This window comes from Pseudomonas sp. PDM10, assembly GCF_014852295.1.
GTDB lineage: Bacteria > Pseudomonadota > Gammaproteobacteria > Pseudomonadales > Pseudomonadaceae > Aquipseudomonas.
In genome coordinates, this window is sequence record NZ_JACVBJ010000008.1 from 261,888 (window position 1) to 285,404 (window position 23,517).

General features: G+C 59.3%; 20 protein-coding genes, 4 tRNA genes and 1 pseudogene. 16 read left to right on the forward strand and 9 right to left on the reverse strand.

The genetic code is table 11. The features are described from left to right. Nucleotides 1-2 precede the first annotated feature (2 nt). The 4 genes from IB252_RS27300 to thiO are packed head-to-tail and all read left to right on the forward strand — an operon-like array spanning nt 3 to nt 5,154. A complete protein-coding gene (locus IB252_RS27300; protein ID WP_111451093.1) occupies nt 3-482 on the forward strand; it encodes a PilX N-terminal domain-containing pilus assembly protein in 480 nt (159 codons plus the stop codon). Further along, nucleotides 469-3,588, forward strand: coding sequence for a pilus assembly protein (locus IB252_RS27305; protein ID WP_192410867.1), 3,120 nt, complete (start codon nt 469-471; stop codon nt 3,586-3,588). Before IB252_RS27300 ends, IB252_RS27305 begins: the two co-directional genes overlap by 14 nt. Nucleotides 3,589-3,602: 14 nt before the next feature. Beyond that, a complete protein-coding gene (locus IB252_RS27310) occupies nt 3,603-3,998 on the forward strand; it encodes a type IV pilin protein (RefSeq protein WP_008154912.1) in 396 nt (131 codons plus the stop codon). 55 nt (nt 3,999-4,053) lie between these two features. Beyond that, nucleotides 4,054-5,154 carry a glycine oxidase ThiO gene (gene thiO / locus IB252_RS27315; RefSeq protein WP_192410868.1) on the forward strand — a complete coding sequence of 367 codons (1,101 nt, stop codon included), beginning with the start codon at nt 4,054-4,056 and terminating at the stop codon, nt 5,152-5,154. A gap of 3 nt (nt 5,155-5,157) precedes the next feature. On the opposite strand, the gene IB252_RS27320 is transcribed toward thiO, so the two are convergent. The 4 genes from IB252_RS27320 to IB252_RS27335 form a co-directional block, all read right to left on the reverse strand. Then, entirely contained in the window at nt 5,158-6,498 is a 1,341-nt protein-coding gene (locus IB252_RS27320; RefSeq protein ID WP_111451090.1) for a sigma-54-dependent transcriptional regulator, read from the reverse strand. A gap of 2 nt (nt 6,499-6,500) precedes the next feature. Then, on the reverse strand, nt 6,501-8,090 hold the full coding sequence (locus IB252_RS27325; protein ID WP_192410869.1) for a sensor histidine kinase: 1,590 nt from the start codon (nt 8,088-8,090) through the stop codon (nt 6,501-6,503). Next, nucleotides 8,080-8,313 carry a PP0621 family protein gene (locus tag IB252_RS27330; RefSeq protein ID WP_111451088.1) on the reverse strand — a complete coding sequence of 78 codons (234 nt, stop codon included), beginning with the start codon at nt 8,311-8,313 and terminating at the stop codon, nt 8,080-8,082. The genes IB252_RS27325 and IB252_RS27330 overlap by 11 nt, the downstream gene beginning before the upstream one ends. A gap of 122 nt (nt 8,314-8,435) precedes the next feature. Beyond that, nucleotides 8,436-9,458: an outer membrane protein assembly factor BamD gene (locus IB252_RS27335; protein WP_192410870.1), complete on the reverse strand. Its 1,023-nt coding sequence runs from the start codon at nt 9,456-9,458 to the stop codon at nt 8,436-8,438. A 151-nt stretch (nt 9,459-9,609) separates the two neighbouring features. Here IB252_RS27335 and rluD point away from each other — a divergent pair, with 151 nt between their 5' ends. The 9 genes and pseudogenes from rluD to IB252_RS30670 all read left to right on the forward strand — a co-directional run bounded on the left by rluD (nt 9,610) and on the right by IB252_RS30670 (nt 16,516). Next, on the forward strand, nt 9,610-10,572 hold the full coding sequence (gene rluD, locus IB252_RS27340; protein ID WP_007942311.1) for a 23S rRNA pseudouridine(1911/1915/1917) synthase RluD: 963 nt from the start codon (nt 9,610-9,612) through the stop codon (nt 10,570-10,572). Continuing rightward, entirely contained in the window at nt 10,569-11,294 is a 726-nt protein-coding gene (gene pgeF, locus IB252_RS27345) for a peptidoglycan editing factor PgeF (RefSeq protein WP_192410871.1), read from the forward strand. Before rluD ends, pgeF begins: the two co-directional genes overlap by 4 nt. A gap of 130 nt (nt 11,295-11,424) precedes the next feature. Further along, nucleotides 11,425-13,989: an ATP-dependent chaperone ClpB gene (clpB, locus tag IB252_RS27350; RefSeq protein WP_111451085.1), complete on the forward strand. Its 2,565-nt coding sequence runs from the start codon at nt 11,425-11,427 to the stop codon at nt 13,987-13,989. Nucleotides 13,990-14,305: 316 nt separating this feature from the next. Then, a tRNA-Asn gene (locus tag IB252_RS27355) sits at nt 14,306-14,381 on the forward strand. A 9-nt stretch (nt 14,382-14,390) separates the two neighbouring features. After that, nucleotides 14,391-14,467, forward strand: a tRNA-Pro gene (locus tag IB252_RS27360). Between the two features lie 5 nt (nt 14,468-14,472). Continuing rightward, nucleotides 14,473-14,548 (forward strand) — tRNA-Lys (locus tag IB252_RS27365). Between the two features lie 98 nt (nt 14,549-14,646). Then, nucleotides 14,647-14,723: transfer RNA gene (locus IB252_RS27370), tRNA-Pro, on the forward strand. Nucleotides 14,724-14,890: 167 nt separating this feature from the next. Next, a pseudogene (locus tag IB252_RS27375) lies at nt 14,891-16,163 on the forward strand (methyl-accepting chemotaxis protein); the annotation flags it as partial. 26 nt (nt 16,164-16,189) lie between these two features. Then, on the forward strand, nt 16,190-16,516 hold the full coding sequence (locus tag IB252_RS30670; RefSeq protein ID WP_412548183.1) for a hypothetical protein: 327 nt from the start codon (nt 16,190-16,192) through the stop codon (nt 16,514-16,516). Between the two features lie 62 nt (nt 16,517-16,578). Here the strand turns inward: IB252_RS30670 and IB252_RS27380 are convergent, their stop codons facing one another. From IB252_RS27380 to IB252_RS27400, 5 genes are all read right to left on the reverse strand, one after another. Next, nucleotides 16,579-16,977: an EF-hand domain-containing protein gene (locus IB252_RS27380; RefSeq protein ID WP_192410872.1), complete on the reverse strand. Its 399-nt coding sequence runs from the start codon at nt 16,975-16,977 to the stop codon at nt 16,579-16,581. A gap of 318 nt (nt 16,978-17,295) precedes the next feature. Then, nucleotides 17,296-18,594 (reverse strand): NAD(P)/FAD-dependent oxidoreductase, encoded by a 1,299-nt coding sequence (locus IB252_RS27385; RefSeq protein WP_192410873.1) that lies wholly within the window; start codon nt 18,592-18,594, stop codon nt 17,296-17,298. A gap of 60 nt (nt 18,595-18,654) precedes the next feature. Further along, nucleotides 18,655-18,828: a DUF3094 domain-containing protein gene (locus IB252_RS27390; RefSeq protein WP_008154890.1), complete on the reverse strand. Its 174-nt coding sequence runs from the start codon at nt 18,826-18,828 to the stop codon at nt 18,655-18,657. A 55-nt stretch (nt 18,829-18,883) separates the two neighbouring features. Beyond that, nucleotides 18,884-19,411 (reverse strand): MOSC domain-containing protein, encoded by a 528-nt coding sequence (locus IB252_RS27395; protein ID WP_192410874.1) that lies wholly within the window; start codon nt 19,409-19,411, stop codon nt 18,884-18,886. Next, entirely contained in the window at nt 19,408-20,034 is a 627-nt protein-coding gene (locus tag IB252_RS27400) for a DUF1780 domain-containing protein (RefSeq protein ID WP_008154887.1), read from the reverse strand. The genes IB252_RS27395 and IB252_RS27400 overlap by 4 nt, the downstream gene beginning before the upstream one ends. 129 nt (nt 20,035-20,163) lie before the next feature. Here IB252_RS27400 and IB252_RS27405 point away from each other — a divergent pair, with 129 nt between their 5' ends. The 3 genes from IB252_RS27405 to IB252_RS27415 all read left to right on the forward strand — a co-directional run bounded on the left by IB252_RS27405 (nt 20,164) and on the right by IB252_RS27415 (nt 23,515). Beyond that, complete coding sequence (locus IB252_RS27405; RefSeq protein ID WP_192410909.1) at nt 20,164-20,631, forward strand: FAD/FMN-containing dehydrogenase; 468 nt, start codon at nt 20,164-20,166, stop codon at nt 20,629-20,631. 302 nt (nt 20,632-20,933) lie between these two features. Next, on the forward strand, nt 20,934-22,298 hold the full coding sequence (locus IB252_RS27410) for an aromatic acid/H+ symport family MFS transporter (protein WP_192410875.1): 1,365 nt from the start codon (nt 20,934-20,936) through the stop codon (nt 22,296-22,298). Further along, nucleotides 22,295-23,515, forward strand: a complete 1,221-nt coding sequence (locus IB252_RS27415) for a benzoate/H(+) symporter BenE family transporter (RefSeq protein ID WP_192410876.1) — start codon at nt 22,295-22,297, stop codon at nt 23,513-23,515. The genes IB252_RS27410 and IB252_RS27415 overlap by 4 nt, the downstream gene beginning before the upstream one ends. Nucleotides 23,516-23,517: the final 2 nt, after the last annotated feature.

A 23,517-nucleotide genomic window follows, 5' to 3' on the forward strand; every position in this document is an offset into this window, starting at 1 on the left:
CGATGAGTATTTCTCCCGTGACCCCTCCCGCCCAGCGGGGCATGGCGCTGCTGGTCAGCCTGGTGTTTCTTCTGTTGCTGACACTGATCGGCCTTTCATCCATGCAAAACGCCACCCTGCAGGAAAAAATGGCCGCCAGCGTGACCTTGCGCAATCAGTCGTTCCAGGGCGCCGAATCGGCGTTGCGCGTAGGTGAAAGCGCAGTGCAACTGGATACCTATTCGTTGCCGGTCTGCAGCGGCACTACCCAATGCGCGCCACCGGCCGAGTCGTCGACAATCACCGGCGCTGGCTTCAATTCCACCTCGGGGGTGACCTGGATCGCCTCCGGCAGCGGTTTTTACGGGGTACAGAACATCGGCACCACCCTGACCGCCGTGAATGTGCCGAGCAACACCTCGACAACGCTGTACCGGGTGACCGCCGTCGGCATCGCGGGCAACTCGCGCAGTGTGGTGGAGAGTATCTATGCGAAATACTGAGGCCCGCGCAGGCTGGCGCCGTTGGTTGTTGCAGTTGTTCTGCGGCGCGGCGTTGAGCCTTTATCTGGCAGCGCCGACTTACGCCTTCACTCCCTCGGATTCGCCGCTGTTGAATGCGGCGGCCGTGGCCCCCAATGTGATGCTGTTGCTCGATGACTCGGGGAGTATGAACAGCATTATCTGGGCGGCAGGCTTCGACCCGACGATCACGCGCACTCAGGTGACTATTTGCCTCTCGAATGGTTCGTGCTTGAAAGGGCGGGAACTTGATATGACCGACAGCAATATCTCCTTGTCGAGTTTGACTCGAGGAACATGTTCGAAAGGATGGTACGGTTTTTATAACAACAGCTTTTTCGGTCTGGATTCGCTTTGCCTGAAGCTTCCCGATCCGGTAGGGGGTGAGGACACTCGCTATTCGGCGAAATACTTGTCGTATCTGGTAAGCCTCGCCAACAATTCCGACCGGGATTTCACCGATGGCTCGATCCCCAATGATTACCGGATGAATGTGGCGCGCAACGTCTCCAAAGCGTTGGTGGCCGGCAATCGCTCGCTGCGTATCGGTCTGGCGACGTTCAACCTGGCGGTCGGAAACCATAAGAATGACGGCGGTTACATCGCCCGCTCGATCAGTGATTTGTCGGCAGTCAGCGGCACCGTGACGCAGGCTCAGGCCGATACCAACTACAACGAATTGATCGCCGGAATCGACGAACTGAGCGCGCAGGCCAATACGCCGCTGGCTGAAGCCTATTACGAGATCACCCGCTATTTCCGTGGCATGGCGCCGTACAACAACTCGACACCCACCACCTACACCAGCCCGATTCAGTATCGCTGCCAGAGAAATTACGGGGTGGTGATCACCGATGGTCTGCCCACCTACGACCAAACCTTTCCGACTGACGATCCGCTGGGTGGCAGCCGCTTACCGAACTGGGACGGGATCAGCAGTAACGATGGCGCCAACCGCTTTGGCGACGACGAGGGCGACACCCTGTACCTGGATGACATCGCCAAGTTCGCCTTCGATATCGACATGCGCTCCACGGGAGTCGATGCCGCGGGTAAAAGCTGGGACGCCCCGGATTTTCCCGGGCAGAACATGAATACCTACACCGTGGGGTTCGCCGCGGCAAACCAAATGCTGGCGGACGCCGCGACCTACGGGCAGGGCAAGTACTACCAGGCGACTGACGGCGCCGAGCTCAACAGCTCACTGTCTTCAGCCCTGAGCGATATCACCTCCAAGGCCGGCTCCGGCGGCAGTGGCGTCGCCAGCGGGACCACTCTGGGCAGCGGTTCGAGTTACTTTCAGACCAGTTACGATCCCAAGGATTGGCGCGGCACCATTAAGTCCTTTGGTTTCACATCGACGGGCGCGGTGAACACGGCCGCGGTACTGTGGACGACCGATACCACCATCGTGCCCGGCGCGACCGCGCCGACCTACCAGTCCTGGAATACCCTGACCAACGCCGTTGTTACCTTGGCCTATAGCAATTTTTCCCCAGCCCAGCAGTCCTTCCTCAGCCAGAGCCTGCCCACTGGCATCACCGGCAGCGATCTGGTGGAGTGGAGCAAGGGCACCAACAAAACCGGGTTGAGAACGCGCAGTGTATTGCTCGGCGATATCATCAATTCGCCTCTCGTGCTGGCCGCGCCCACGAACAAAACCGCGTCCGATCTGGTGGGTGACACCACTTACAGCACCTACCTCGCCACCAAAGCCGCCAACATGAACTCCAGCCTGGTGGTGAACGCCAACGACGGTTTTGTAAACGTCATCAGCTCGACCAACGGTGCCAGACGCTACGGCTATATGCCCTCCAGTGTGCTGCCATCATTGCGCTACATCGCTGACCCCACTTACATCAATGGTGTGAGCCACAAATATCTGGTCGACGGTCAGGTCGGTGTGTTCGATGCCCAGCTCGGCAGCGCCTGGAAAACCCTGGCGATTGGAGGAACAGGGGCGGGCGGCAAAACCTTTTATGCACTGCAACTGTTCGACGCGTCGGCCGGTAACGTGACTAACGCGTTGTGGGAGATCAGTGCACCGGCCACAGCAAATACGGCGAACGTTTTCAATGATCTGGGTTATGCCTATGCGCATCCCGAAGTGGCACGCTTGGCCGACGGTCGATGGGCGGCATTCATCTCCAACGGTTATGGCAGCAACTCCGGGGTGGCAGCGCTGTATGTGGTGGATATCCGCGACGGCTCGCTGATCAAGAAAATCGTGGTCGACAGTACAGAAACCACCAACGGCCTGTCGTCGGTGAAACTCAGGGTCGACTCGCAAAATGTGGTGCAGGCCGCCTATGGGGGCGATCTGAAAGGGCGGTTGTGGAAGTTCGATTTGAGTGGCACTGCCTCCGATACCTGGGGCGTGGCATTTTCCGGCAAGCCGTTGTTCACCACTGCAGGTGGCGCGACCCAGCCGATTACCGCGCAACCGTTGCTGGCCGATCACGCATTGGGCGGCAAGGAAGTGTTTTTCGGCACCGGTAAATTCAACGAGACTGCCGACAAGACCAACAAAGACCTCCAGGCGTTCTATGCCGTGTGGGATGCGGAAGGTGGCTCCGGGCAAATCACAACGTCCAGTTTGCAGGCGCAGGCGGTGACTGGCGTGTTCTCGGGTAGCAGTGGGCAATTCATCACCACCAGCCAGAACGACGTGACCTATCCGGCAGAGAAGGGCTGGTATCTGCCATTGGTTTACAACAACGTGTTGACCGGCGAGCGGGTAATCAATCAGGCCAGTCTGGTGGCCGGCCGGATCGTATTCACCACGGCCAGCGTGGACACCACCGACCCTTGCGCCAGTTTCGGCACCGGCAAACTGGTCGAGCTGGATGCATTCAGCGGTAAGATGCTCAATTACGCGGTGCTCGACAGCAATGGCGACGGGTTGGTCGACATCAAGGATTCGATCTCCAGCGGGGTGGTTTTCACCGGTGGTATTCCGACGCTGAACGCGATCGTCAACAATGCGTCCCGCAAGATTATGAACGACTCCAGCGGTGGCATCAGCTCCCTGGTGGAAAAGCCCGGCAGCGGCGGTAGCCGTCGCATCATGTGGCGACAAATACAGTAAGTGAGAGTTGAGGCATGCGCAGATCCAACCGAGGTTTTACCCTGATCGAAATCATGATCGTGATTGCGATCATCGGGATCGTCATCACCATTGGCTACCCGAGCCTCACCGAGTATGTGAACAAGGGCCGCCGCACTGAAGTCGCCGGCCTGCTCTCCGAACAAGCGCAGATCCTTGAACGCTTCTATTCGAAGAATAATGTCTACACCAATGCCACCGGCCTGAGCGCCGGTAATGACTTCTACACCATCACCCCGACCCTGACCGATCAGACCTTCCTGCTGACGGCGGTGCGCAAGCCTGGCAAGGCCATGGCAGCTGACAAGTGCGGTGATTTCACCATCACCAACACTGGCGTCAGAAGCATGGTCAATGCGACGGCCGCGACCAAGGATTGCTGGGGGCGCTAAGTTCTTTTTTTGGGTGCCTTTTGTGCCCCTGTCTTTTTAACGGTTGGATCAGAACATGACCAGGCAACAGCAAGTGGTGATTGTCGGCGGCGGCGTGATTGGCCTGCTGACTGCGTTCAATCTCGCGTCCGAAGTGGAAAAAGTTGTGCTGCTGGATCGCTCGAACGTCGGTCAGGAGTCGTCCTGGGCCGGTGGCGGCATCGTTTCGCCGCTCTACCCGTGGCGCTACAGCCCGGCGGTCACCGCGTTGGCGCATTGGTCCCAGGATTTTTATCCCCAGCTGGGTGAGCGACTGTTTGCCGCCACCGGTGTCGATCCCGAGGTGCATACCACCGGGTTGTACTGGCTGGATCTGGATGATGAGGCTGAGGCGCTGGCCTGGGCCGAGCGGGAAAATCGTCCGTTGCGGGCTGTGGATATCTCGGCGGCTCACGACGCAGTGCCTGTGTTGGGGAACGGTTTTTCCCGGGCGATCTACATGGCAGATGTGGCCAATGTGCGTAATCCGCGGCTGGTGAAGTCCCTCAAGGCCGCGTTGCTGGCGCTGCCGAATGTGAGGATTCATGAACAGTGTGAAGTCAGCGGGTTTATCCGTGAAGGCGCTACGGTGGTCGGGGTGCAGACCTCGGCGGGAGCGATTCATGGCGATCAGGTGGTTCTGACCGCCGGTGCCTGGAGCGGTGATTTACTCAAGAGCCTGGATCTGGAGCTGCCGGTCGAACCGGTGAAAGGTCAGATGATTCTGTACAAATGCGCGGCGGACTTTCTGCCGAGCATGGTTCTGGCCAAGGGGCGTTATGCGATCCCTCGGCGCGATGGGCACATTCTGATTGGCAGTACGCTGGAGCATGAAGGCTTCGACAAGACGCCAACCGAATCCGCCCTGGAGAGCCTGAAGGCGTCGGCGGTGGAGTTGATTCCTGCACTGGCGGATGCCGAGGTCGTGGGGCACTGGGCCGGGTTGCGACCGGGTTCGCCGGAAGGTATTCCCTACATCGGTCGGGTGCCAGGGTTCGAAGGGCTTTGGCTGAATTGCGGGCATTACCGTAATGGCTTGGTGCTGGCGCCCGCATCGTGTCAGTTGTTTGCGGATGTGATGCTGGGGCGTGAGCCGATCATTGATCCGGCGCCGTATGCACCGGCTGGACGGATCTGAGACTCAATCGAGCCCCAGTTTCTTGAGCCTGTAGCGCATCGACCGGAATGAAAGATTTAACCGCTGAGCCGCCGCCGTGCGGTTCCAGCGGGTTTCTTCCAGGGCCTGGAGGATAAGGTTGCGTTCGACGTTTTCCAGGTAGTCTTCCAGGTTGTCGATCTGCGTCAGGTCCGGCACACCGCCTTCCGGGTTGCAGTTGCCTTCGGCCAGTCGCAGATCGCTGGCTTCAATTTGTTTGTTTTCGCACAACGTGTGCGCCCGTTCGAGGACGTTTTCCAGTTCCCGCACATTGCCGGGGAAGCGATAGCTTTTCAGCGCGTCGAGGGCTTGGGGGTGGAGTTTTGCGACGGGTTGGCCAGTGCTGGTGGCCAGGCGTTTGAGCACATGGCTGGCGAGGGATTCGATGTCGTCACGGCGTTCGCGCAAGGGCGGCACCCGTAGTTCGATCACGTTCAACCGGTAGTACAAATCCTGGCGAAAGCGTTCGGCGGCAACTTCGGCGTCGAGGTCTTTGTGGGTGGCGCACAGGATACGCACATCGACCACGGTTTCCTGTTGCTCGCCGACACCGCGAACGGCTTTTTCCTGTATGGCCCGTAGCAGTTTGACCTGCATCGCCAGCGGCAAATCAGCCACTTCGTCGAGGAACAGGGTGCCGCCATGGGCCGCCTGGAACAGTCCTGGTTTGTCTTCGATGGCACCGCTGAAACTGCCTTTGCGATGCCCGAAAAATTCGCTCTCCATCAATTCCGACGGAATCGCCCCGCAATTGACCGGAATAAAAGGTTGGTTGGCGCGTGGCCCTTGCTCATGGATCAGTCGCGCGACCAATTCCTTGCCGCTGCCGGATTCGCCGCTGATGTACACCGGCGCCTGGCTGCGGGCCAGTTTGTCGATGTGTTTGCGCAAGGCGCGCATGGGCGGTGAATCACCCAGCAGCCGGCGATCGATGGCAATGCCGGTGCCGCCCGGCGCAGGCAACCGAAGCGCACTGCTGACCAGTTCCCGCAGGCGAGTGAGGTCCACCGGTTTGGTCAGGAAGTCGAAGGCGCCGGCTTTGAGGGCGTTGATCGCCGTTTCCAGGCTGCCATAAGCGGTGATCATGGCCACCGGTACTTGGGGGTGGCGTTGCTGGATGTGTTGCACCAGCTCAAGGCCGGTGCCGTCCGGCAAGCGCATGTCGGTCAGGCACAAATCGAACGACTCTCGCGACAGCAGTGCCTGGGCTTCGCCGAGGTTGCGGGCACTGAAGGTGTCGAGTTTCATCCGTCCCAGGGTGATTTCCAGGAGTTCGCGGATATCCGGTTCGTCGTCGACGATCAGGACTTTTTGCCGTGGGCTCATGTTCAACTTTGTTTCCGTCCGTGAGCAAAAGTGATGCGAAAGCAGCCGCCGCCTTGGCGTGGTTTGAAGTCTAGGCGGGCCTGGTTGCTTTCGCACAGCTCACGGGACAGATAAAGCCCCAGGCCGGTGCCTTGGGTGCTGGTGGTGAAGAACGGTTCGAACAAGTGCACGTGATGCTCTGGCGTCACGCCGGGGCCATCGTCCAGGATCTCGAGGATCGGCAGCTGACTGTCCGAATCGACAAACAATTCGAGCCAGACCTGTGCCAGGTCGTGATTCAAGGCGCTATGGCGCCAGGCGTTGCGCAACAGATTGTCGAGAATCTGGGTCAGTTGGTCTGGATCCATCAGGGTTTTGAAGTCTCCTGAGCCGATGCGCAGATGAATCTGCTGATGCTCGGTCGCCCTCTCGCGGTTTTCGTTGACGAACTGTTCCAGCCACGGCTTCAGATCAAGCCGTTGCGCTATGGTTTGCTGACGGCGGGACAGTTGCAGGACGTTTTCGATTACCCGATTCATTCGCTGAGAGTGGTCTTGAATAATCTGTGTCAGACGTCGATCCGCGCCGTTCAGTTCCTCTGATTCCTGCAATAGCTGCGCGGCATGACTAACGGCGCCCAGTGGGTTGCGGATTTCATGGGCGATACCGGCGGTCAGGTGACCGAGGGCGGCGAGCTTCAATTGCTGGGCTTGTTGAGCGATTTGCGCGAGGTCTTCGAGAAAGACCAAGGTCTGGTGGTGTGGGCTTTGGTCCAGGGCAATGAAGCTCGGTTGCAGCTCCAGACCACTGCTGGCGACTTTCAGGCTCTGGGGGCGCAGCGTCGGATTGTTGCGCCACAATTGCAGGCGTTCGACCAGGCTGGGCAAGTAGTCGTCGATCAACTGGCCTGCAAGATTTTCCCTGCCTAACAGGTTCAGGGCGCTGTGGTTGGCCAGTTGAACCCGCCGCTGGTCGTCGAGTACCAGGATGCCGGTCCGCATGCGTTGCAGGATCAGGGCGTTGAGGGCTTCGAGGCTGACAACTTCGCTGGCCCGCTGTTCGGCGAGGGTTTCGCTGACATCCAGGCGTCGGATCAGCCCTTGCACCAGCAATGCAGCAGCAAAACACAAGGCGCCGAGCGTGCCGACTTGCAAGTAATCGTTGGGGGTGGCGCGATGGCTGAAACTCAGGAGGAAGCTCAGCCCGACGATGCCGAGTGCGCCAACGGCGGCAATCAGCAGGCCGATGCGCCCTCGCAACAAGGTGTTGCTGATGGCTACCGATACGATCAGCAAGTTGCCGATGGCGCTGGCCACACCGCCGGCGGCATAGAACAGACCGCACAGTAGCAGGACGTCGGTCAGCGCCAGGCTGAACAGTTGCGCCGGGCGCCGGGTGTTCCCGAGGAATACCACCAGCAGGATGTTCAGCACCAGGTAAAACCAGCTGCCACTGCGCAGCAGGTCGTCATTGCTGAACGTCAGCAGCTGGTTGTCCATGTTGCTGGCGATCAACAGCACCAGGGTGATGCCGATGCTCAAACGGTAGAGGTGATAGAGGCGCAGCAGTCGCTGGGCCTGTTTGCTGCCGGGACTGGAGGTCTCAGCGATCACTGGAGCCCGGGCCTTGCTCAAGATGAGCCTGGCTGCAATACCACTGTTGTTGAAGTCTCAGCGCGCGGTCGCGTGGCAGGTGTACGCCGCAATGGGCGCAGCGGACCATCGGAGCCGCCTCCAGCTCGGCAGAGGACCTGGGCACGGACGCCTGGCCCTTGAACTTGCGCCAGAACCATACCGCAGCGGCAATCAGGGCGATCCAGAACAGTAAACGAAGCATGATGAGCTGCTATTCGACGAGTGATGAGCCAGTTTAGCCAAGGACATGACCAGCGCACAGCGTAATCATCGAGCCCATAAAAAAGGAGCCTCGAAAGGCTCCTTTTCGTACAACCCGATGTGTCAGTCAAACACGCCGAAGGTCATGTAGCTGAACCACGAGCGGTCGCTGTTATTGGCTTCGGAGTCGTGTTCCTCTTCTTCGATCACGTCGCCTTTTTCATCTTTAGGCTTAAGATCGTTCGGAATCGCGTCCTTGGCGTCCTGGAACTGCTTCTGCACGTCCTGGTTGGCGCGGGTTTCGCCCGGCGGCAGTGGTGGACGGGATTCGATCAGGCCCAGGGTCGCCTTGCTCAGCCACGAGCGGTTGTCGGCTTCGGCCACCGAAGGCTGGAACTGACCGTCGACCAGGCTTGGATGGTTCGGGTAGTTGAGCTTCAGGGTTTCGAGGCTGGTAGCGGCCAGATCGTCCAGGTGCAGACGCTGGTAGGCCTCTGTCATCACCGCCAGGCCGTCACCGACCGAAGGGGTTTCCTGGAAGTTTTCCACTACGTAGCGACCACGGTTCGCGGCGGCGACATAGGCCTGACGGGTCAGGTAGTAGTCGGCAACGTGAATCTCGTAGGCCGCCAGCAGGTTGCGCAGGTAGATCATGCGCTGCTTGGCGTCCGGCGAGTAGCGGCTGTTGGGGAAGCGGCTGGTCAGCTGGGCGAACTCGTTGTAGGAGTCGCGAGCGGCACCCGGGTCACGCTTGGTCATGTCCAACGGCAGGAAGCGCGACAACAGGCCGACGTCCTGGTCGAAAGAAGTCAGACCCTTGAGGTAATACGCGTAATCCACGTTCGGGTGCTGCGGGTGCAGACGAATGAAGCGCTCGGCGGCGGACTTCGCCGCTTCAGGCTCGGTGTTCTTGTAGTTGGCGTAGATGAGCTCGAGTTGAGCCTGATCGGCGTAGCGACCGAACGGATAACGCGACTCCAGCGCCTTCAGCTTGGCTGTGGCGGCGGTGTAGCTATTGTTGTCCAGATCGTGCTGAGCCTGCTGGTACAGCTCGACCTCGCTCAGGTTTTCGTCTACGACTTCCTTCGATGAGCAAGCAGCGGTCAATGCGAGGATGGCGATCAGCAGCAGGTGTTTCACTTGCATGGCGGCTTGCGTCCCTATGACGGCCGCTGTCTTGGGCGGGGCCGTCCTGTTATGATGAACGCCCCGTTGAATAGCCTCGGGGCAAAAGACGCCGTATTTAACCACAAGCGCGCAGCCGAAACCAAAGGCTGTGCCGACGCCTAGTCTGAGCATGTCCGATAAAATTGAACTTCGCGCAGAGGTGCCGTCCGAATTGGGCGGCCAACGCCTCGATCAAGTCGCCGCACAATTATTCGCTGAGCACTCGCGCTCGCGCCTTTCCGCCTGGATCAAAGACGGCCGCCTGACTGTGGATGGGGCGGTTATCCGCCCGCGAGACATCGTTCATGGTGGTGCCATTCTTGAACTCACTGCCGAGCAGGAAGCTCAGGGCGAATGGATCGCTCAAGACATCGAGCTGGACATCGTCTATGAAGACGACGACATCCTGGTGATCAACAAACCCGCGGGTCTGGTGGTGCATCCTGCCGCAGGTCACGCTGATGGCACCTTGCTCAACGCCTTGCTCCACCACGTGCCGGACATCATCAATGTGCCCCGCGCCGGTATCGTGCATCGCCTGGACAAGGACACCACCGGTCTGATGGTGGTGGCCAAGACCATTCAGGCGCAGACACAGCTTGTCACGCAATTGCAGAGCCGCAGCGTAAGCCGGATCTACGAGTGCATCGTGATCGGCGTGGTGACTGCCGGCGGCAAGATCAACGCGCCGATCGGTCGTCACGGTCAGCAACGCCAGCGCATGGCCGTGATGGAAGGTGGCAAGCAGGCCGTCAGCCATTACCGCGTGCTCGAGCGTTTCCGCTCCCACACGCACGTGCGGGTGAAGCTGGAAACCGGTCGTACGCACCAGATTCGTGTGCACATGGCCCACATCAACTACCCGTTGGTCGGAGACCCTGCCTACGGCGGTCGCTTCCGTATTCCGCCGGCAGCCAGTGTGACCATGGTCGAATCGTTGAAGGCGTTCCCGCGTCAGGCGCTGCATGCGCGGTTCCTGGAGCTGGATCACCCGACCACCGGTAAACGCATGAGCTGGGAATCGCCACTGCCGGACGATTTCGTCTGGTTGCTGACGCTGCTCAAGCAAGACCGCGAGGCGTTCATCGGATGAGTGACTGGCTGATTCCCGACTGGCCTGCGCCTGCCGGGGTGAAAGCCTGCGTTACCACCCGTGCGGGCGGCGTCAGTCTGGCGCCGTTCGACAGCCTCAACCTCGGCGATCACGTCGATGACAGCCCCGAAGCTGTGGTCGAAAACCGCCGTCGCCTCATTGATCATTTCGCTATTCAACCGGCCTGGTTAAAGCAGGTTCACGGCATTGCCGTGGCCCACGCAGACCCAAGCCTTACGGCCACTGCCGATGCCAGCTGGACGGCAACGCCCGGTATTGCCTGCACGGCAATGACTGCGGATTGCCTGCCGGCGCTGTTCTGTGACCGTGCCGGTACTCGCGTCGCGGCGGCTCATGCCGGATGGCGCGGGTTGGCGGCGGGTGTGCTGGAAGCAACCCTCGACAGTCTGGCCGTGCCGCCAGAAGAAGTGCTGGTCTGGCTCGGTCCGGCCATTGGTCCGCAAGCCTTTGAAGTCGGCCCTGAAGTGCGCGAAACCTTCGTCGAGCAATTACCCGAAGCCGCTAAAGCGTTTGTGCCGAGTGCAAATGCTGGCAAATTCTTGGCTGATATCTATGAGCTGGCGCGCTTGCGTCTGGCGGCTCGCGGTGTCACCGCTGTTTATGGTGGCGGTTTCTGTACCGTGACCGATCCTCGCTTCTTTTCCTACCGCCGCAGTCCACGCACCGGTCGGTTTGCCTCCTTGGTCTGGCTCGAACGCTAGACTTCTCTGATCTACATCAACATCACGACGCTTGAAACTCCCAGAATCGACCGCATCTATAACGGTATCTGGCAGGTTTCTTCATTCAGGATGTTTTATAGGTCCGACCTGCTCAAAAGGAAGGTGACCCATGCGTATAGACCGTTTAACCAGCAAGTTGCAGTTAGCCTTGTCCGACGCCCAATCCCTGGCCGTCGGCCTCGATCATCCGGGCATTGAACCGGCGCACTTGATGCAAGCCATGCTTGAACAGCAGGGTGGTTCGATCAAACCCCTGTTGATGCAGGTGGGCTTCGACGTCAACAGCCTGCGTAAAGAGCTGACCAAAGAGCTCGACCAACTACCAAAAATCCAGAACCCGACCGGCGACGTGAACATGTCGCAGGATCTGGCGCGTCTGCTCAACCAGGCCGACCGCCTGGCCCAGCAGAAGGGCGATCAGTTCATCTCCAGTGAGCTGGTGTTGCTCGCCGCCATGGACGAGAACAGCAAGCTCGGCAAGCTGTTGCTCGGTCAGGGCGTCAGCAAGAAAGCCCTGGAAAACGCAATCACCAACCTGCGTGGTGGTGAGGCCGTCAATGACGCCAACCATGAAGAGTCGCGCCAGGCGCTGGATAAATACACCGTCGACCTGACCAAGCGCGCCGAAGAAGGCAAGCTTGATCCGGTGATCGGCCGTGACGACGAAATTCGCCGGACCATTCAGGTGCTGCAACGCCGCACCAAGAACAACCCGGTGCTGATCGGTGAGCCTGGCGTGGGTAAAACCGCCATCGCCGAAGGCCTGGCCCAGCGCATTATCAACGGCGAAGTCCCGGATGGACTGAAAGGCAAGCGCCTGCTGTCCTTGGACATGGGGTCGCTGATTGCCGGTGCCAAGTACCGTGGCGAGTTCGAAGAACGCCTCAAATCCTTGCTCAACGAACTGTCGAAGCAGGAAGGGCAGATCATTCTGTTCATCGACGAACTGCACACCATGGTCGGCGCCGGTAAAGGCGAAGGCTCGATGGACGCGGGCAATATGCTCAAGCCTGCGTTGGCCCGTGGTGAACTGCACTGCGTCGGCGCGACCACGCTCAACGAGTACCGCCAATATATAGAGAAGGATGCGGCCCTCGAGCGGCGCTTCCAGAAAGTCCTGGTGGATGAGCCGAGCGAAGAAGACACCATCGCCATCCTGCGTGGCCTGAAAGAGCGTTACGAGGTTCACCACAAGGTGGCGATCACCGACGGCGCGATCATCGCCGCGGCCAAGCTCAGCCATCGCTACATCACCGATCGTCAGCTGCCGGACAAGGCCATTGACCTGATCGACGAAGCCGCCAGTCGTATCCGCATGGAGATCGACTCCAAGCCGGAAGTGCTGGACCGTCTGGAGCGTCGTCTGATTCAGCTGAAGGTGGAATCCCAGGCGCTGAAAAAAGAAAGCGACGACGCGGCGAAGAAACGTCTGGAAAAACTCCAGGAAGAAATCGTTCGTCACGAACGTGAGTACTCGGACCTGGAGGAAATCTGGAACGCGGAAAAAGCCGAAGTGCAGGGTTCTGCGCAGATCCAGCAGAAAATCGAACAGTCCCGTCAGGAACTGGAAACGGCCCGCCGCAAAGGCGACCTGAACCGCATGGCCGAGTTGCAGTACGGGATCATCCCGGACCTGGAGCGCAGCCTGCAAATGGTCGACCAGCACGGCAAAACTGAAAACCAGTTGCTGCGCAGCAAGGTGACCGAAGAAGAGATCGCTGAAGTCGTTTCGAAGTGGACCGGCATTCCGGTGTCGAAAATGCTCGAGGGTGAGCGCGACAAGCTGATGAAGATGGAAAGCCTGTTGCACCAACGTGTGATCGGCCAGGACGAAGCGGTGATTGCCGTTTCCAACGCTGTGCGGCGTTCCCGTGCCGGGTTGTCCGATCCGAATCGCCCGAGCGGTTCGTTCATGTTCCTCGGCCCGACCGGTGTCGGTAAAACCGAGCTGTGCAAGGCGCTGGCCGAGTTCCTCTTCGATACAGAAGAGGCGATGGTGCGGATCGACATGTCCGAGTTCATGGAGAAACATTCCGTGGCTCGTCTGATCGGTGCGCCACCAGGCTACGTAGGCTATGAAGAGGGCGGTTACCTGACCGAGGCGGTGCGTCGCAAGCCTTATTCGGTGATCCTCCTGGACGAGGTCGAGAAGGCCCACCCGGACGTCTTCAACATCTTGCTGCAAGTGCTGGAAGATGGCCGACTGACCGACAGTCATGGTCGCACGGTGGATTTCAAAAATACCGTGATTGTCATGACCTCCAACCTCGGTTCGGTGCAGATCCAGGAATTGGTCGGTGATCGTGAGGCGCAGCGTGCGGCAGTGATGGATGCGATTTCCACGCACTTCCGACCTGAGTTCATCAACCGGGTCGATGAAGTGGTGATCTTCGAGCCGTTGGCTCGGGATCAGATCGCGGGCATTACCGAGATCCAGTTGGGTCGCCTGCGCAGTCGCCTGACCGAACGCGAGCTGAAGCTTGAACTGAGCCCTGAGGCCATGGATAAGCTGATCGCGGTGGGTTACGACCCGGTTTACGGCGCACGGCCGCTCAAACGAGCCATTCAGCGCTGGATTGAAAACCCGCTGGCGCAGCTGATTCTGTCCGGTCGTTTCATGCCGGGCGATACCGCCAAGGGTGTCGTGGAGAACGACGAAATCGTATTTGCCTGATCCACGGCGGCAGTAAAATTGAAGAGGCCTCGCATTGCGAGGCCTTTTTTTCGCCAGGCTGTTGAACTCTAAGGAAAAGGCTTGTAAAGTGCGCCCCGCAGTAAGTCGCCCTGAAGGGTTCCAGCTCCCCAAGCAGGAATCTGAAATAAGTTGCAAATCATTAACTTGAAAGCAATTTAGGGGGTTGACAGAGGTGCTTAAGATTGTAGAATAGCGCGCCTCAGACACACGAACGCAGCGATGCGAACGGGTCGAAGAGGTGAAGCAAGCTTCACAGTTGTAAATTGAAATATCAGTTGTAATTGAAATATGTAGTTCCGTGATAGCTCAGTCGGTAGAGCAAATGACTGTTAATCATTGGGTCCCAGGTTCGAGTCCTGGTCACGGAGCCAATTTCAAACCGGGGTATAGCGCAGTCCGGTAGCGCGCCTGCTTTGGGAGCAGGATGTCAGGAGTTCGAATCCCCTTACCCCGACCATTTTTGGGTCGTTAGCTCAGTTGGTAGAGCAGTTGGCTTTTAACCAATTGGTCGTAGGTTCGAATCCCACACGACCCACCATTTTTGAAACCAGTTCACGCTGGGATCAGATCTTAAGATCAGAGGCCAAAAGCACTGATCGAAGAAGGCGACTTTTTTAAAGGTCGCCTTTTTATTACCGGGGTATAGCGCAGTCCGGTAGCGCGCCTGCTTTGGGAGCAGGATGTCAGGAGTTCGAATCCCCTTACCCCGACCATATTAAAAATCCTCGTATCGAAAGATACGGGGATTTTTTTTGTCTTCGATTTTTTGACTTCGAGAAATAACACTTCAGTCGTCGTACAACTTGCCGATAACGAGGCGACGGGGTACTGCCGAAACAACGCCCCTTATCCAGGCCACTACAAGAAAAAGGCGTTCGTTATGGTGCTTCGACAATTAAATATCGCTCCTCGGGCAGCCTTGGGGTTTGCCTTGATTGCCGTATTGGTCGCGTTGCTCGGGATTTTTGCCCTGGGGCAGATGTCGAGCATTCGCGATAGCGAGGTGGCGGTGGAGAAACAATGGCTACCGAGTATTCGCGGCGGTGACGAGATCCGCGAAATCATGCTGCGCATCCGTACCATTTCCCTGCGCATGGCCCTGGATCAGGATCCGAAGAACATCCCTGTCTACCGCGGCCAGATGGACACTCGCGACAAAGAGTTGAGCGAGAAGATTGCGGCATATGACAGGTTGGTCAACACCGTCGAAGGCAAAGCCTTGTATGACCAGTTCAAAACCACCTTCGCGGCTTATCGTGCCGGCATTGCCCAATCTTTTTCCCTGGCCGAACAGGGTCGTCATGACGAATTGACCAAGTTGCTGCTGGTAGACATGAAAACCGTGGTCGATGGTTCCGGCAAGCAACTCACTGACCTGGCGGATCTGTTCGCCAAACAAGTCGCCGCCGAGAGCCAGAAATCTGCAGCGCATTACGAAACATCGCGGATGATCGTCAGCCTGTTTATCGCATTGGCGGCATTGGCCACCGTCGGCCTGGCCATGCTGCTGACCCGCAGCATAGTCAAACCGTTGAACGAAGCGTTGGATGCCGCGGAAAACGTGGCGCGAGGCGACCTGACGCGCCCCATCGAAACCCATGGCAACGATGAAGTGAGTCGTTTGCTCAAGGCGTTGGCGACCATGCAGCGTAACCTGCGCGAAACCTTGCAAGGTATCAGCGGCTCGGCCGCGCAATTGGCGACAGCGGCTGACGAGTTGAATGCCGTCACCCTCGACAGCACGCAAAACCTGCAACAGCAGAACAATGAGATCGAACAAGCGGCGACGGCTGTCACTGAAATGACCACCGCGGTGGAGGAGGTCGCTCGCAACGCGGTGTCGACCTCCGACGCCACGCGCCAATCCAGTGAGTCCGCGCACGTCGGCCAGGAGCGGGTCAGCGAAACAGTCACAGCCATTGGCGCCCTGGCCAGCGATGTGCAGATCACCGGCGGATTGGTGCAGTCCCTGGCCAACCAGTCTCAGGGCATCGGCAAGGTACTGGAGGTGATTCGTGCGATTGCCGAGCAAACCAACTTGCTGGCCCTCAACGCAGCCATTGAAGCGGCGCGCGCCGGGGAAAGCGGTCGCGGTTTCGCGGTGGTTGCCGACGAAGTTCGCGCTTTGGCCTATCGCACGCAGCAATCGACTCAGGAAATCGAGTAAATGGTTCAGGGTATGCGCAACGGCTCAACTCAGGCGCTGGATTCCATGCACGCCAGCTCAAGCCGTGCGGCCAGCACATTGGCCTTGGCCGAGCGTGCAGGTGAAGCGTTGCAGACCATCACCGCGTCGGTTCATCAGATCCACGAGCGCAATCTGGTGATCGCCAGCGCTGCCGAAGAACAGGCGCAGGTGGCGCGTGAAGTCGACCGCAACCTGGTGAATATCCGTGACCTTTCGGTGCGATCTGCCGCCGGGGCGGATCAGACCAGCGCGTCCAGCCAGGAGCTGTCTCAGTTGGCCAATGCCTTGCAGGGCATGGTGCGGCGCTTTCAGCTTTAAATTTTCCAGACGCAAAAAAGCCGCGCTTCTCGATGGAAAAGCGCGGCCTGGTTTTCGGAAGCTTAGGCGCCGTCTTGGTCTTTCAAGTGCTCGAACAGGCCTTTTGGCATTTTCTTGCCATTGGCTTCGTAGTTGGCTTTCACGTTATCGAATGCCTCTTGCTCGTCGATGAAGCCATCATGGTTGGTGTCGATCTTGTCGAAGTTGGACTTCGGCGCGACTTTCAGGAATTCGGCACGGGATACCTTGCCGTCGCCATCCGTGTCGGTTTTTGCCATCGAGGCATCGCCACACTTGCCTTCGCCACATTTACCTTCAGGGGTCTTCACGACCTGTTCGGCCGAGGCCAGCAGGTAGCCTTGTGTCAGGGGTTGCGCGGCGAACACGGCGCCGGACAACATCATGCCACCGGCCAAAACAGCGCCGAGCAGACCGATAGGGTTTTTGGTGGTACGGGACATTTCAATACTCCTGGGTTGCACGACACAACCGTTCGATAAAGGACGCCACGTAAGTGCGGCGATAACCGTAGCTGGCGGGGTGCCTTGCTCGGGTGTGGCCATTTAGCGGGCGTGGTGTATCGCTACTGTGTCGCGCAGGGGGGGAGTTTGTAAGCGAAGGGGATGAAACGGCGGGGGAGATACAGTGAGACACAGATCTACAGGCTGGTGAGTAAAAATGTGGGAGCGAGCCTGCTCGCGATGGCGGCCTGACATTCAGCACATATGTTGAATGTTAATCCCTCATCGCGAGCAGGCTCACTCCCACAGTGGATTGTGTCAGTGAAGTTTGAGTCGCGGCTCAGTCCCGCGCCCGATCTTGCTGCCCAACATCAGCATCGCCGTACGAAACGCGCCATACAGCGCCATCTGGTGCATGCGATACAGCGACACGTAAAACATCCGCGCCAGCCAGCCTTCCAGCATCACGCTGCCGGTGAGGTTGCCCATCAAGTTACCCACAGCCGAAAAACGCGACAGCGAGATCAACGAGCCGTAGTCGGTGTATTTGTACTCAGGCAGCGGCTTGCCTTCGATCCGCAGTTTCAGCGATTTGGCCAGCAACGAAGCTTGCTGATGCGCAGCCTGGGCGCGCGGCGGCACGTTGCGATCGCTGCCCGGCTGCGGGCAGGCCGCGCAGTCACCGAAGGCGAAGATATTCTCGTCGCGGGTGGTTTGCAGGGTCGGCAGCACTTGCAGCTGATTGATCCGGTTGGTCTCCAGGCCATCGATGTCCTTGAGGAAGCCTGGTGCACGAATCCCGGCCGCCCAGACTTTCAGGCTGGCGTTGATGACTTTGCCATCGGCGGTAATCAGGCTGTCGACCGTCACTTCACTGACGGCGGCATTGGTCATGACGTTGACCCCGAGTTTCTCCAGGGTTTTATGCACAGGCCCGCCAATACGTTCCGGCAACGCTGGCAACACCCGTGGCCCGGCTTCGATCAAGGTGATGTGCATGTTTTCCGGTTTGATCCGGTCCAGGCCGTAAGCCGCCAGTTCATGGGCGGCGTTGTGCAGTTCGGCGGCCAGTTCGACCCCGGTGGCACCGGCGCCGACGATGGCCACGCTGATCTGCTCGACCTTGTCGGTTTGCCCGGCATGGGCGCGCAGGTAGTGGTTGAGCAATTGCTGGTGGAAGCGCTCGGCCTGTTTGCGGGTGTCGAGGAACAGGCAGTGTTGCGCCGCGCCCTGAGTCCCGAAATCGTTGGTGGTGCTGCCGACCGCGATCACCAGCGAGTCGTAACCCACTTCGCGTGCCGGGACCAATTCAATGCCGGCTTCGTCGTAGGTGGCGGCCAGCTGGATTTTCTTCTGCGCGCGATCAAGCCCGCTCATGCGCCCCAGCTGGAACTCGAAGTGGTTCCATTTCGCCTGGGCAACATAGTTGAGTTCGTCTTCGGAAGAGTTCAGGGAACCTGCCGCCACTTCGTGCAACAGCGGTTTCCAGATGTGGGTCAGGTTCGCGTCGACCAGCATCACACTGGCCGTGCCGCGCTTGCCCAGAGTCTTACCCAGACGGGTAGCCAACTCCAGACCGCCGGCGCCGCCGCCAACGATGACAATACGATGAGTCATGGGGATATCTCGCAAGGCTAAAAGAAATCGGTGCAATTACCCGAGCGAGCGCGATGCAGCTCATAGCGTCAGGTAACTGATAAGTCGGCTCAACAGGCCCAGACCAATGGTCACTGCCAACACCACCACCAGGAGCATCCACGGCCGGAAAGGCCGGCGCTCGACTTGGTGCTGGGACAATTGCAGGTACTCTTCGACATGCTTTTGGTCGTCTGGGTTCAGGCGGCTGGTCATATTGGGCCTCGTCAGGGGGTAGACGTTGCTGAGTGTGTAGAAGCTACAGGCGGATTTAACGAACGTTGAACGGAGCATAGCCGCTGGCAGGAATGGGCTCGACGCTCACCGTATCGTCCAGGCGAATGATTCCACTTTGTAACACCCGGGCGGTGATTCCGCCATGTCCTCGAACGGCCTGAAAGGTCCCGGGGCCGAGGTTGTTCTCGAGACGGGCGCAGGGTTGGCACCAGCCAGTGGTTTCGAAAATCGCCTGGCCAATCCTGAAGCGTCGGCCCTTGAGACTGAAGAGATTGATGCCGCTGACGACGATGTTGCGCCGCAAGTCCTGCGCTAACACCGGTTGATCCACCGGGCGGCCCATCAGCGAATTGATCACCGCCAGATGCTCCCATTGGATCAGCGTTACCTGCCGCGCATTGCGTACGCCGGGACGCGTGTGATCACCGGTCAAACCGGCTTCAAGCCGCGCCTCCACGGCATCGAGTTCGATCATTTGAGAGCGTGACTGCGGCCGCACGCCGATCCAGCGAACGCGACCCGTTTGCGGCACTTCGGCAATCAGCGCCTGCAATGGACTCACAGGCTGATCCCGACGTCGAAAACAATGCTGCGACCCAGGTTGCTGCGCAGGAAATCCGGCGCATCCGGGTGAGCGAACAGCACACGGGCGAAGGTCGGGCCGACCAGCGACAACGAGCGCCAGCCCTGACGCAGGTATTCGGTAGGCGGCGGGAAATGGCTGTTGAGGTCCAGCACTTCGCGCTTGAGGCTGGCGAAGGCGATGATGTCCAGTTCGCCCAGGTCCATGCCGCGTTCTTTGTAGTTGTGCGCTTTTTTGCGCAAGGTCGGCGCCAGTCTCAGCAGAAACTCATTGGCCGGAATGCGCCGGGGCTTGGCCTCACGCCGTACCAGCGAACTCAGGGAAAATGCGCTGCGCCGACGTTGCAGTTCATCGCGCCATTCGTCGTTGAGGCGTCGGCCTTCATCGAGCACGAAAAACACTTCGAAACTGGCGTCACGAAACAGCACGTCCGGCGGCTCCCCGGCCGGGGCGAATTCGTCGGCGCGATAGGGAATGTTCAGGCCTTGCAGCAGGCGCTGGCAGACCCAACGCTCACGCTCCCATTTGCGGGCATTGGACAGGAACGCGTTGGCTTGCTCGGCCGCAATGGTCAGCAGGCGTAAATAATCTGAGTCATCCATAGGCCCAAGCTTAGCGTTCATTTGCGACAAGCAGAAAGCGTGAAACGGTAAACAGTGGGACTGGGCGCTCGAAATGGGCGGTGTAGACTGATGGCCATTACGCAAATGCGCTTGAACGAGGACTGGAACGTGAAATATTGGCCCGTGTTATTGCTCAGTCTTCTGCCTCTTTGGGCGCAGGCACTGGAGGTGGGTGAGCGGCTGGCGCCGTGGACCTTGCTCGATCAGTTCGATCAGGCCTTCACGCTTGATAATCAGACTCAGACGTTGCTGGTGGCGCGCAGCATGGACGCGGCCAAACTGGTCGGCGCCGCTCTGCAGGACCAGCCCAAGGGCTACCTGGAGGCTCGGCACGCGGTATTTGTCGCGGACATCCAGCGCATGCCTCGACTGGTCGCGAAAATGTTCGCTGTACCGGCCATGCGCGATTATCCCTATCGAGTGATGCTCGACCGCGATGGTCGCGTGGCGCCACGCTATCCCGGGCCTGTGGATAAAGTGCTGTGGCTGCAGCTCAAGGACGGTCGATTGGTGGCTCAGCATGAATACGCCACGGCTGCGCAATTGCGTGAGGCGCTGGAGAAAGCCCTGCCCTGATCCGCGCAAAGCGCCTGTGACCGCAGGCGCTGACATCTCAATCGTCCATCAGCCCGCGCTTAGCGTTTCAAATCTGATCGCAATGAAGGCAGTTCATCGCAGAGGTTCCGATCTGCCGGATTTGCTGCCCGCCATCCCCGCAATACTCCCCATCCCGCGCCCGGTTCAGGGCCTTGCACAAAACGGATAGCGATCTGCGCAAAGCGGATATTGCCCCGCGCCTGGCGCCTCTACCCTCGGCTGTACGGACGTTAGCCGTGTTGCCGACGCTCTTAAAAAAATAACAACAAGAGATAAATGCCATGCGCAAGATCGACGTACATGCGGTTATCGACAACGCACGATTCAATCGCTTTCACTGGATGGTGCTGTTCTGGTGTGCCCTGATCATCATTTTCGACGGTTACGATTTGGTGATCTACGGCGTGGTGCTGCCGATGCTGATGAAAGAGTGGGGGCTCAGTCCTCTGCAAGCGGGCGCACTGGGCAGTTATGCATTGTTCGGCATGATGTTCGGCGCGCTGTTTTTTGGCCCGCTGTCGGACAGGATCGGTCGCAAAAAAGCCATCACGATCTGCGTGATGCTGTTCAGCGGTTTTACCGTGCTCAATGGTTTTGCCCGCAACCCCACCGAGTTTGGCCTCTGCCGGTTCATTGCCGGGCTTGGCATTGGCGGGGTGATGCCCAACGTCGTGGCGCTGATGAACGAGTACGCGCCGAAGAAAATCCGCAGCACGCTGGTGGCGATCATGTTCAGCGGCTATTCGGTAGGCGGCATGCTGTCGGCGGGGCTCGGTATCGTGCTGATCCCGAGTTTTGGCTGGCAATCGGTGTTTTACGTGGCGGTGCTGCCGTTGCTGTTGTTGCCGTTGATCATGTACTTCCTGCCCGAGTCGGTAGGTTTCATGCTGCGCCAGGGGCGCAATGAAGAGGCGCGCAACGTCCTGCAGCGAATTGACCCGGCGTACGTCGCGCAAACCAGCGATCAGTTGCACATGAGCGAAGTGAAGGGCACTGGCACGCCGGTGTTGCAACTGTTTCGCGAAGGTCGTGCGCTGCGCACGCTGATGTTATGGCTGGCGTTTTTCTGCTGCTTGCTGATGGTCTACGCCTTGAGTTCCTGGCTGCCAAAACTGATGGCCAACGCCGGTTACAGCCTGGGCTCGAGTCTGTCGTTCCTGCTGGTGCTCAACTTCGGTGCCATTTTCGGCGCGGTGGGCGGCGGTGTGCTGGGAGACAAACTCAACCTGCCGCGCGTATTGGCGGTGTTCTTCGCCGTGGCTGCGGTGTCGATCACCTTGCTGGGTTTCAACAGCCCGATGCCGCTGTTGTATTTGTTGATCGCCATTGCCGGCGCCACCACCATCGGCTCGCAGATTCTGTTGTACGCCTGCGCCGCGCAGTTCTACTCCATGACCATTCGCTCCACCGGTTTGGGCTGGGCCTCGGGCATCGGGCGCAACGGTGCCATTGTCGGACCGCTGCTGGGCGGTGCCTTGCTCGGGATCAGCCTGCCACTGCAACTGAACTTCATGGCATTCGCCTTACCCGGTGCAGTGGCCGCGATTGCCATGACCGTGTACGCCGTGAGCAGTCGGCGCAGTGCCAAACAAACGTTGCCGGGTATCCACGGATCGCCTGACGGGGCTGTTGGCGAGGTTTCATGAAAACCTTATTCCAGGACTTTTCCCTGTCTGCGGCCGTCGCCGGTTTTATCGCCACAGTGATTTCCTACGCAGGCCCGTTGGTGATCATCTTTCAGGCTGCCGAGACCGCGCACCTCTCGCGGGAAGTGTTGTCTTCCTGGGTCTGGGCGATTTCCATCGGCAGCGCCGTGCTCGGCATCGGTCTGAGCCTGCGTTACCGCGTCCCGGTGATCATCGCGTGGTCGGCGCCGGGTTCGGCGTTGCTGGTGGCGCTGTTGCCGGGGATCTCCATGCCGGAAGCGGTAGGCGCGTATCTGGTCAGCAGCCTGATTATCTTTCTGGTCGGGGTCTCGGGAGCGTTTGACCGGATCATCGGCAAACTGCCCGCGGCGATTGCGGCAGCGATGCTGGCGGGGATTCTGTTCAGCTTCGGCACCGGGTTATTCGTCTCGTTGCAGGGCAAACCGTTGCTGGTGCTGGCGATGTTCGCCACGTACCTGGTCTGCAAACGGCTGATGCCGCGGTATGCGGTGTTGATGGTGCTGCTGGTGGGCTGCTCGATGGCTTTTCTCGCCGGTGATTTGCGCAGCGAGGCATTGGTGATCGGTTTGGCCACGCCGGTGTGGATCACACCCGCGTTCAGCCTGAGCGCGACCCTGAATATCGCCTTGCCGCTGGTGATGGTGGCGCTGACCGGCCAGTTCGTTCCCGGCATGGCGGTGCTACGTGCCAGCGGATTCGCCATGCCGGCCGGCCCGATCATCGCCAGCAGTGCGGTGGGCACGGCGCTGTTGGCGCCGTTCGGTTGCCATGGGCTGAATCTGGCAGCCATCACCGCGGCGATTTGTACCGGGCGCGAGGCCCATGAAAATCCCGGCAAACGCTATGTGGCCGGGGTTGTGGGCGGGCTGTGTTACCTGGTGCTGGGGATCTTCGGCGCCACCCTGGTTTCACTGTTTTCGGCGTTCCCCAAAGAACTGATCGCCGCCCTGGCCGGGCTGGCGCTGTTCGCCGCAATTGCCGGTGCGTTGGCCGGCGCAATGGCCGTGCCGAGCGATCGCGAAGCCGCGCTGGTGACTTTTCTGACCACCGCGTCGGGCATGTCGTTGTTGGGTTTGTCCGCTGCTTTTTGGGGGCTGATTTTCGGCATGGTCACCCACGTGTTGTTGAACGCCCGTCGTCCCGTTCACCGCCGCAAATCCGCTGCGGCTGAAGCACTTCAACCTGTCGATCAATAAAA

What these genes read in the sequence shown, in the direction of transcription:
- IB252_RS27300 (WP_111451093.1), top strand. Translation starts at nt 3, where the DNA reads ATGAGTATTTCTCCCGTGACCCCTCCCGCCCAGCGGGGCATGGCGCTG.
- IB252_RS27305 (WP_192410867.1), top strand. Translation starts at nt 469, where the DNA reads ATGCGAAATACTGAGGCCCGCGCAGGCTGGCGCCGTTGGTTGTTGCAG.
- IB252_RS27310 (WP_008154912.1), top strand. Translation starts at nt 3,603, where the DNA reads ATGCGCAGATCCAACCGAGGTTTTACCCTGATCGAAATCATGATCGTG.
- thiO (WP_192410868.1), top strand. Translation starts at nt 4,054, where the DNA reads ATGACCAGGCAACAGCAAGTGGTGATTGTCGGCGGCGGCGTGATTGGC.
- IB252_RS27320 (WP_111451090.1), bottom strand. Translation starts at nt 6,498, where the DNA reads ATGAGCCCACGGCAAAAAGTCCTGATCGTCGACGACGAACCGGATATC.
- IB252_RS27330 (WP_111451088.1), bottom strand. Translation starts at nt 8,313, where the DNA reads ATGCTTCGTTTACTGTTCTGGATCGCCCTGATTGCCGCTGCGGTATGG.
- IB252_RS27335 (WP_192410870.1), bottom strand. Translation starts at nt 9,458, where the DNA reads ATGCAAGTGAAACACCTGCTGCTGATCGCCATCCTCGCATTGACCGCT.
- rluD (WP_007942311.1), top strand. Translation starts at nt 9,610, where the DNA reads ATGTCCGATAAAATTGAACTTCGCGCAGAGGTGCCGTCCGAATTGGGC.
- pgeF (WP_192410871.1), top strand. Translation starts at nt 10,569, where the DNA reads ATGAGTGACTGGCTGATTCCCGACTGGCCTGCGCCTGCCGGGGTGAAA.
- clpB (WP_111451085.1), top strand. Translation starts at nt 11,425, where the DNA reads ATGCGTATAGACCGTTTAACCAGCAAGTTGCAGTTAGCCTTGTCCGAC.
- IB252_RS30670 (WP_412548183.1), top strand. Translation starts at nt 16,190, where the DNA reads ATGCGCAACGGCTCAACTCAGGCGCTGGATTCCATGCACGCCAGCTCA.
- IB252_RS27380 (WP_192410872.1), bottom strand. Translation starts at nt 16,977, where the DNA reads ATGTCCCGTACCACCAAAAACCCTATCGGTCTGCTCGGCGCTGTTTTG.
- IB252_RS27385 (WP_192410873.1), bottom strand. Translation starts at nt 18,594, where the DNA reads ATGACTCATCGTATTGTCATCGTTGGCGGCGGCGCCGGCGGTCTGGAG.
- IB252_RS27390 (WP_008154890.1), bottom strand. Translation starts at nt 18,828, where the DNA reads ATGACCAGCCGCCTGAACCCAGACGACCAAAAGCATGTCGAAGAGTAC.
- IB252_RS27400 (WP_008154887.1), bottom strand. Translation starts at nt 20,034, where the DNA reads ATGGATGACTCAGATTATTTACGCCTGCTGACCATTGCGGCCGAGCAA.
- IB252_RS27410 (WP_192410875.1), top strand. Translation starts at nt 20,934, where the DNA reads ATGCGCAAGATCGACGTACATGCGGTTATCGACAACGCACGATTCAAT.
- IB252_RS27415 (WP_192410876.1), top strand. Translation starts at nt 22,295, where the DNA reads ATGAAAACCTTATTCCAGGACTTTTCCCTGTCTGCGGCCGTCGCCGGT.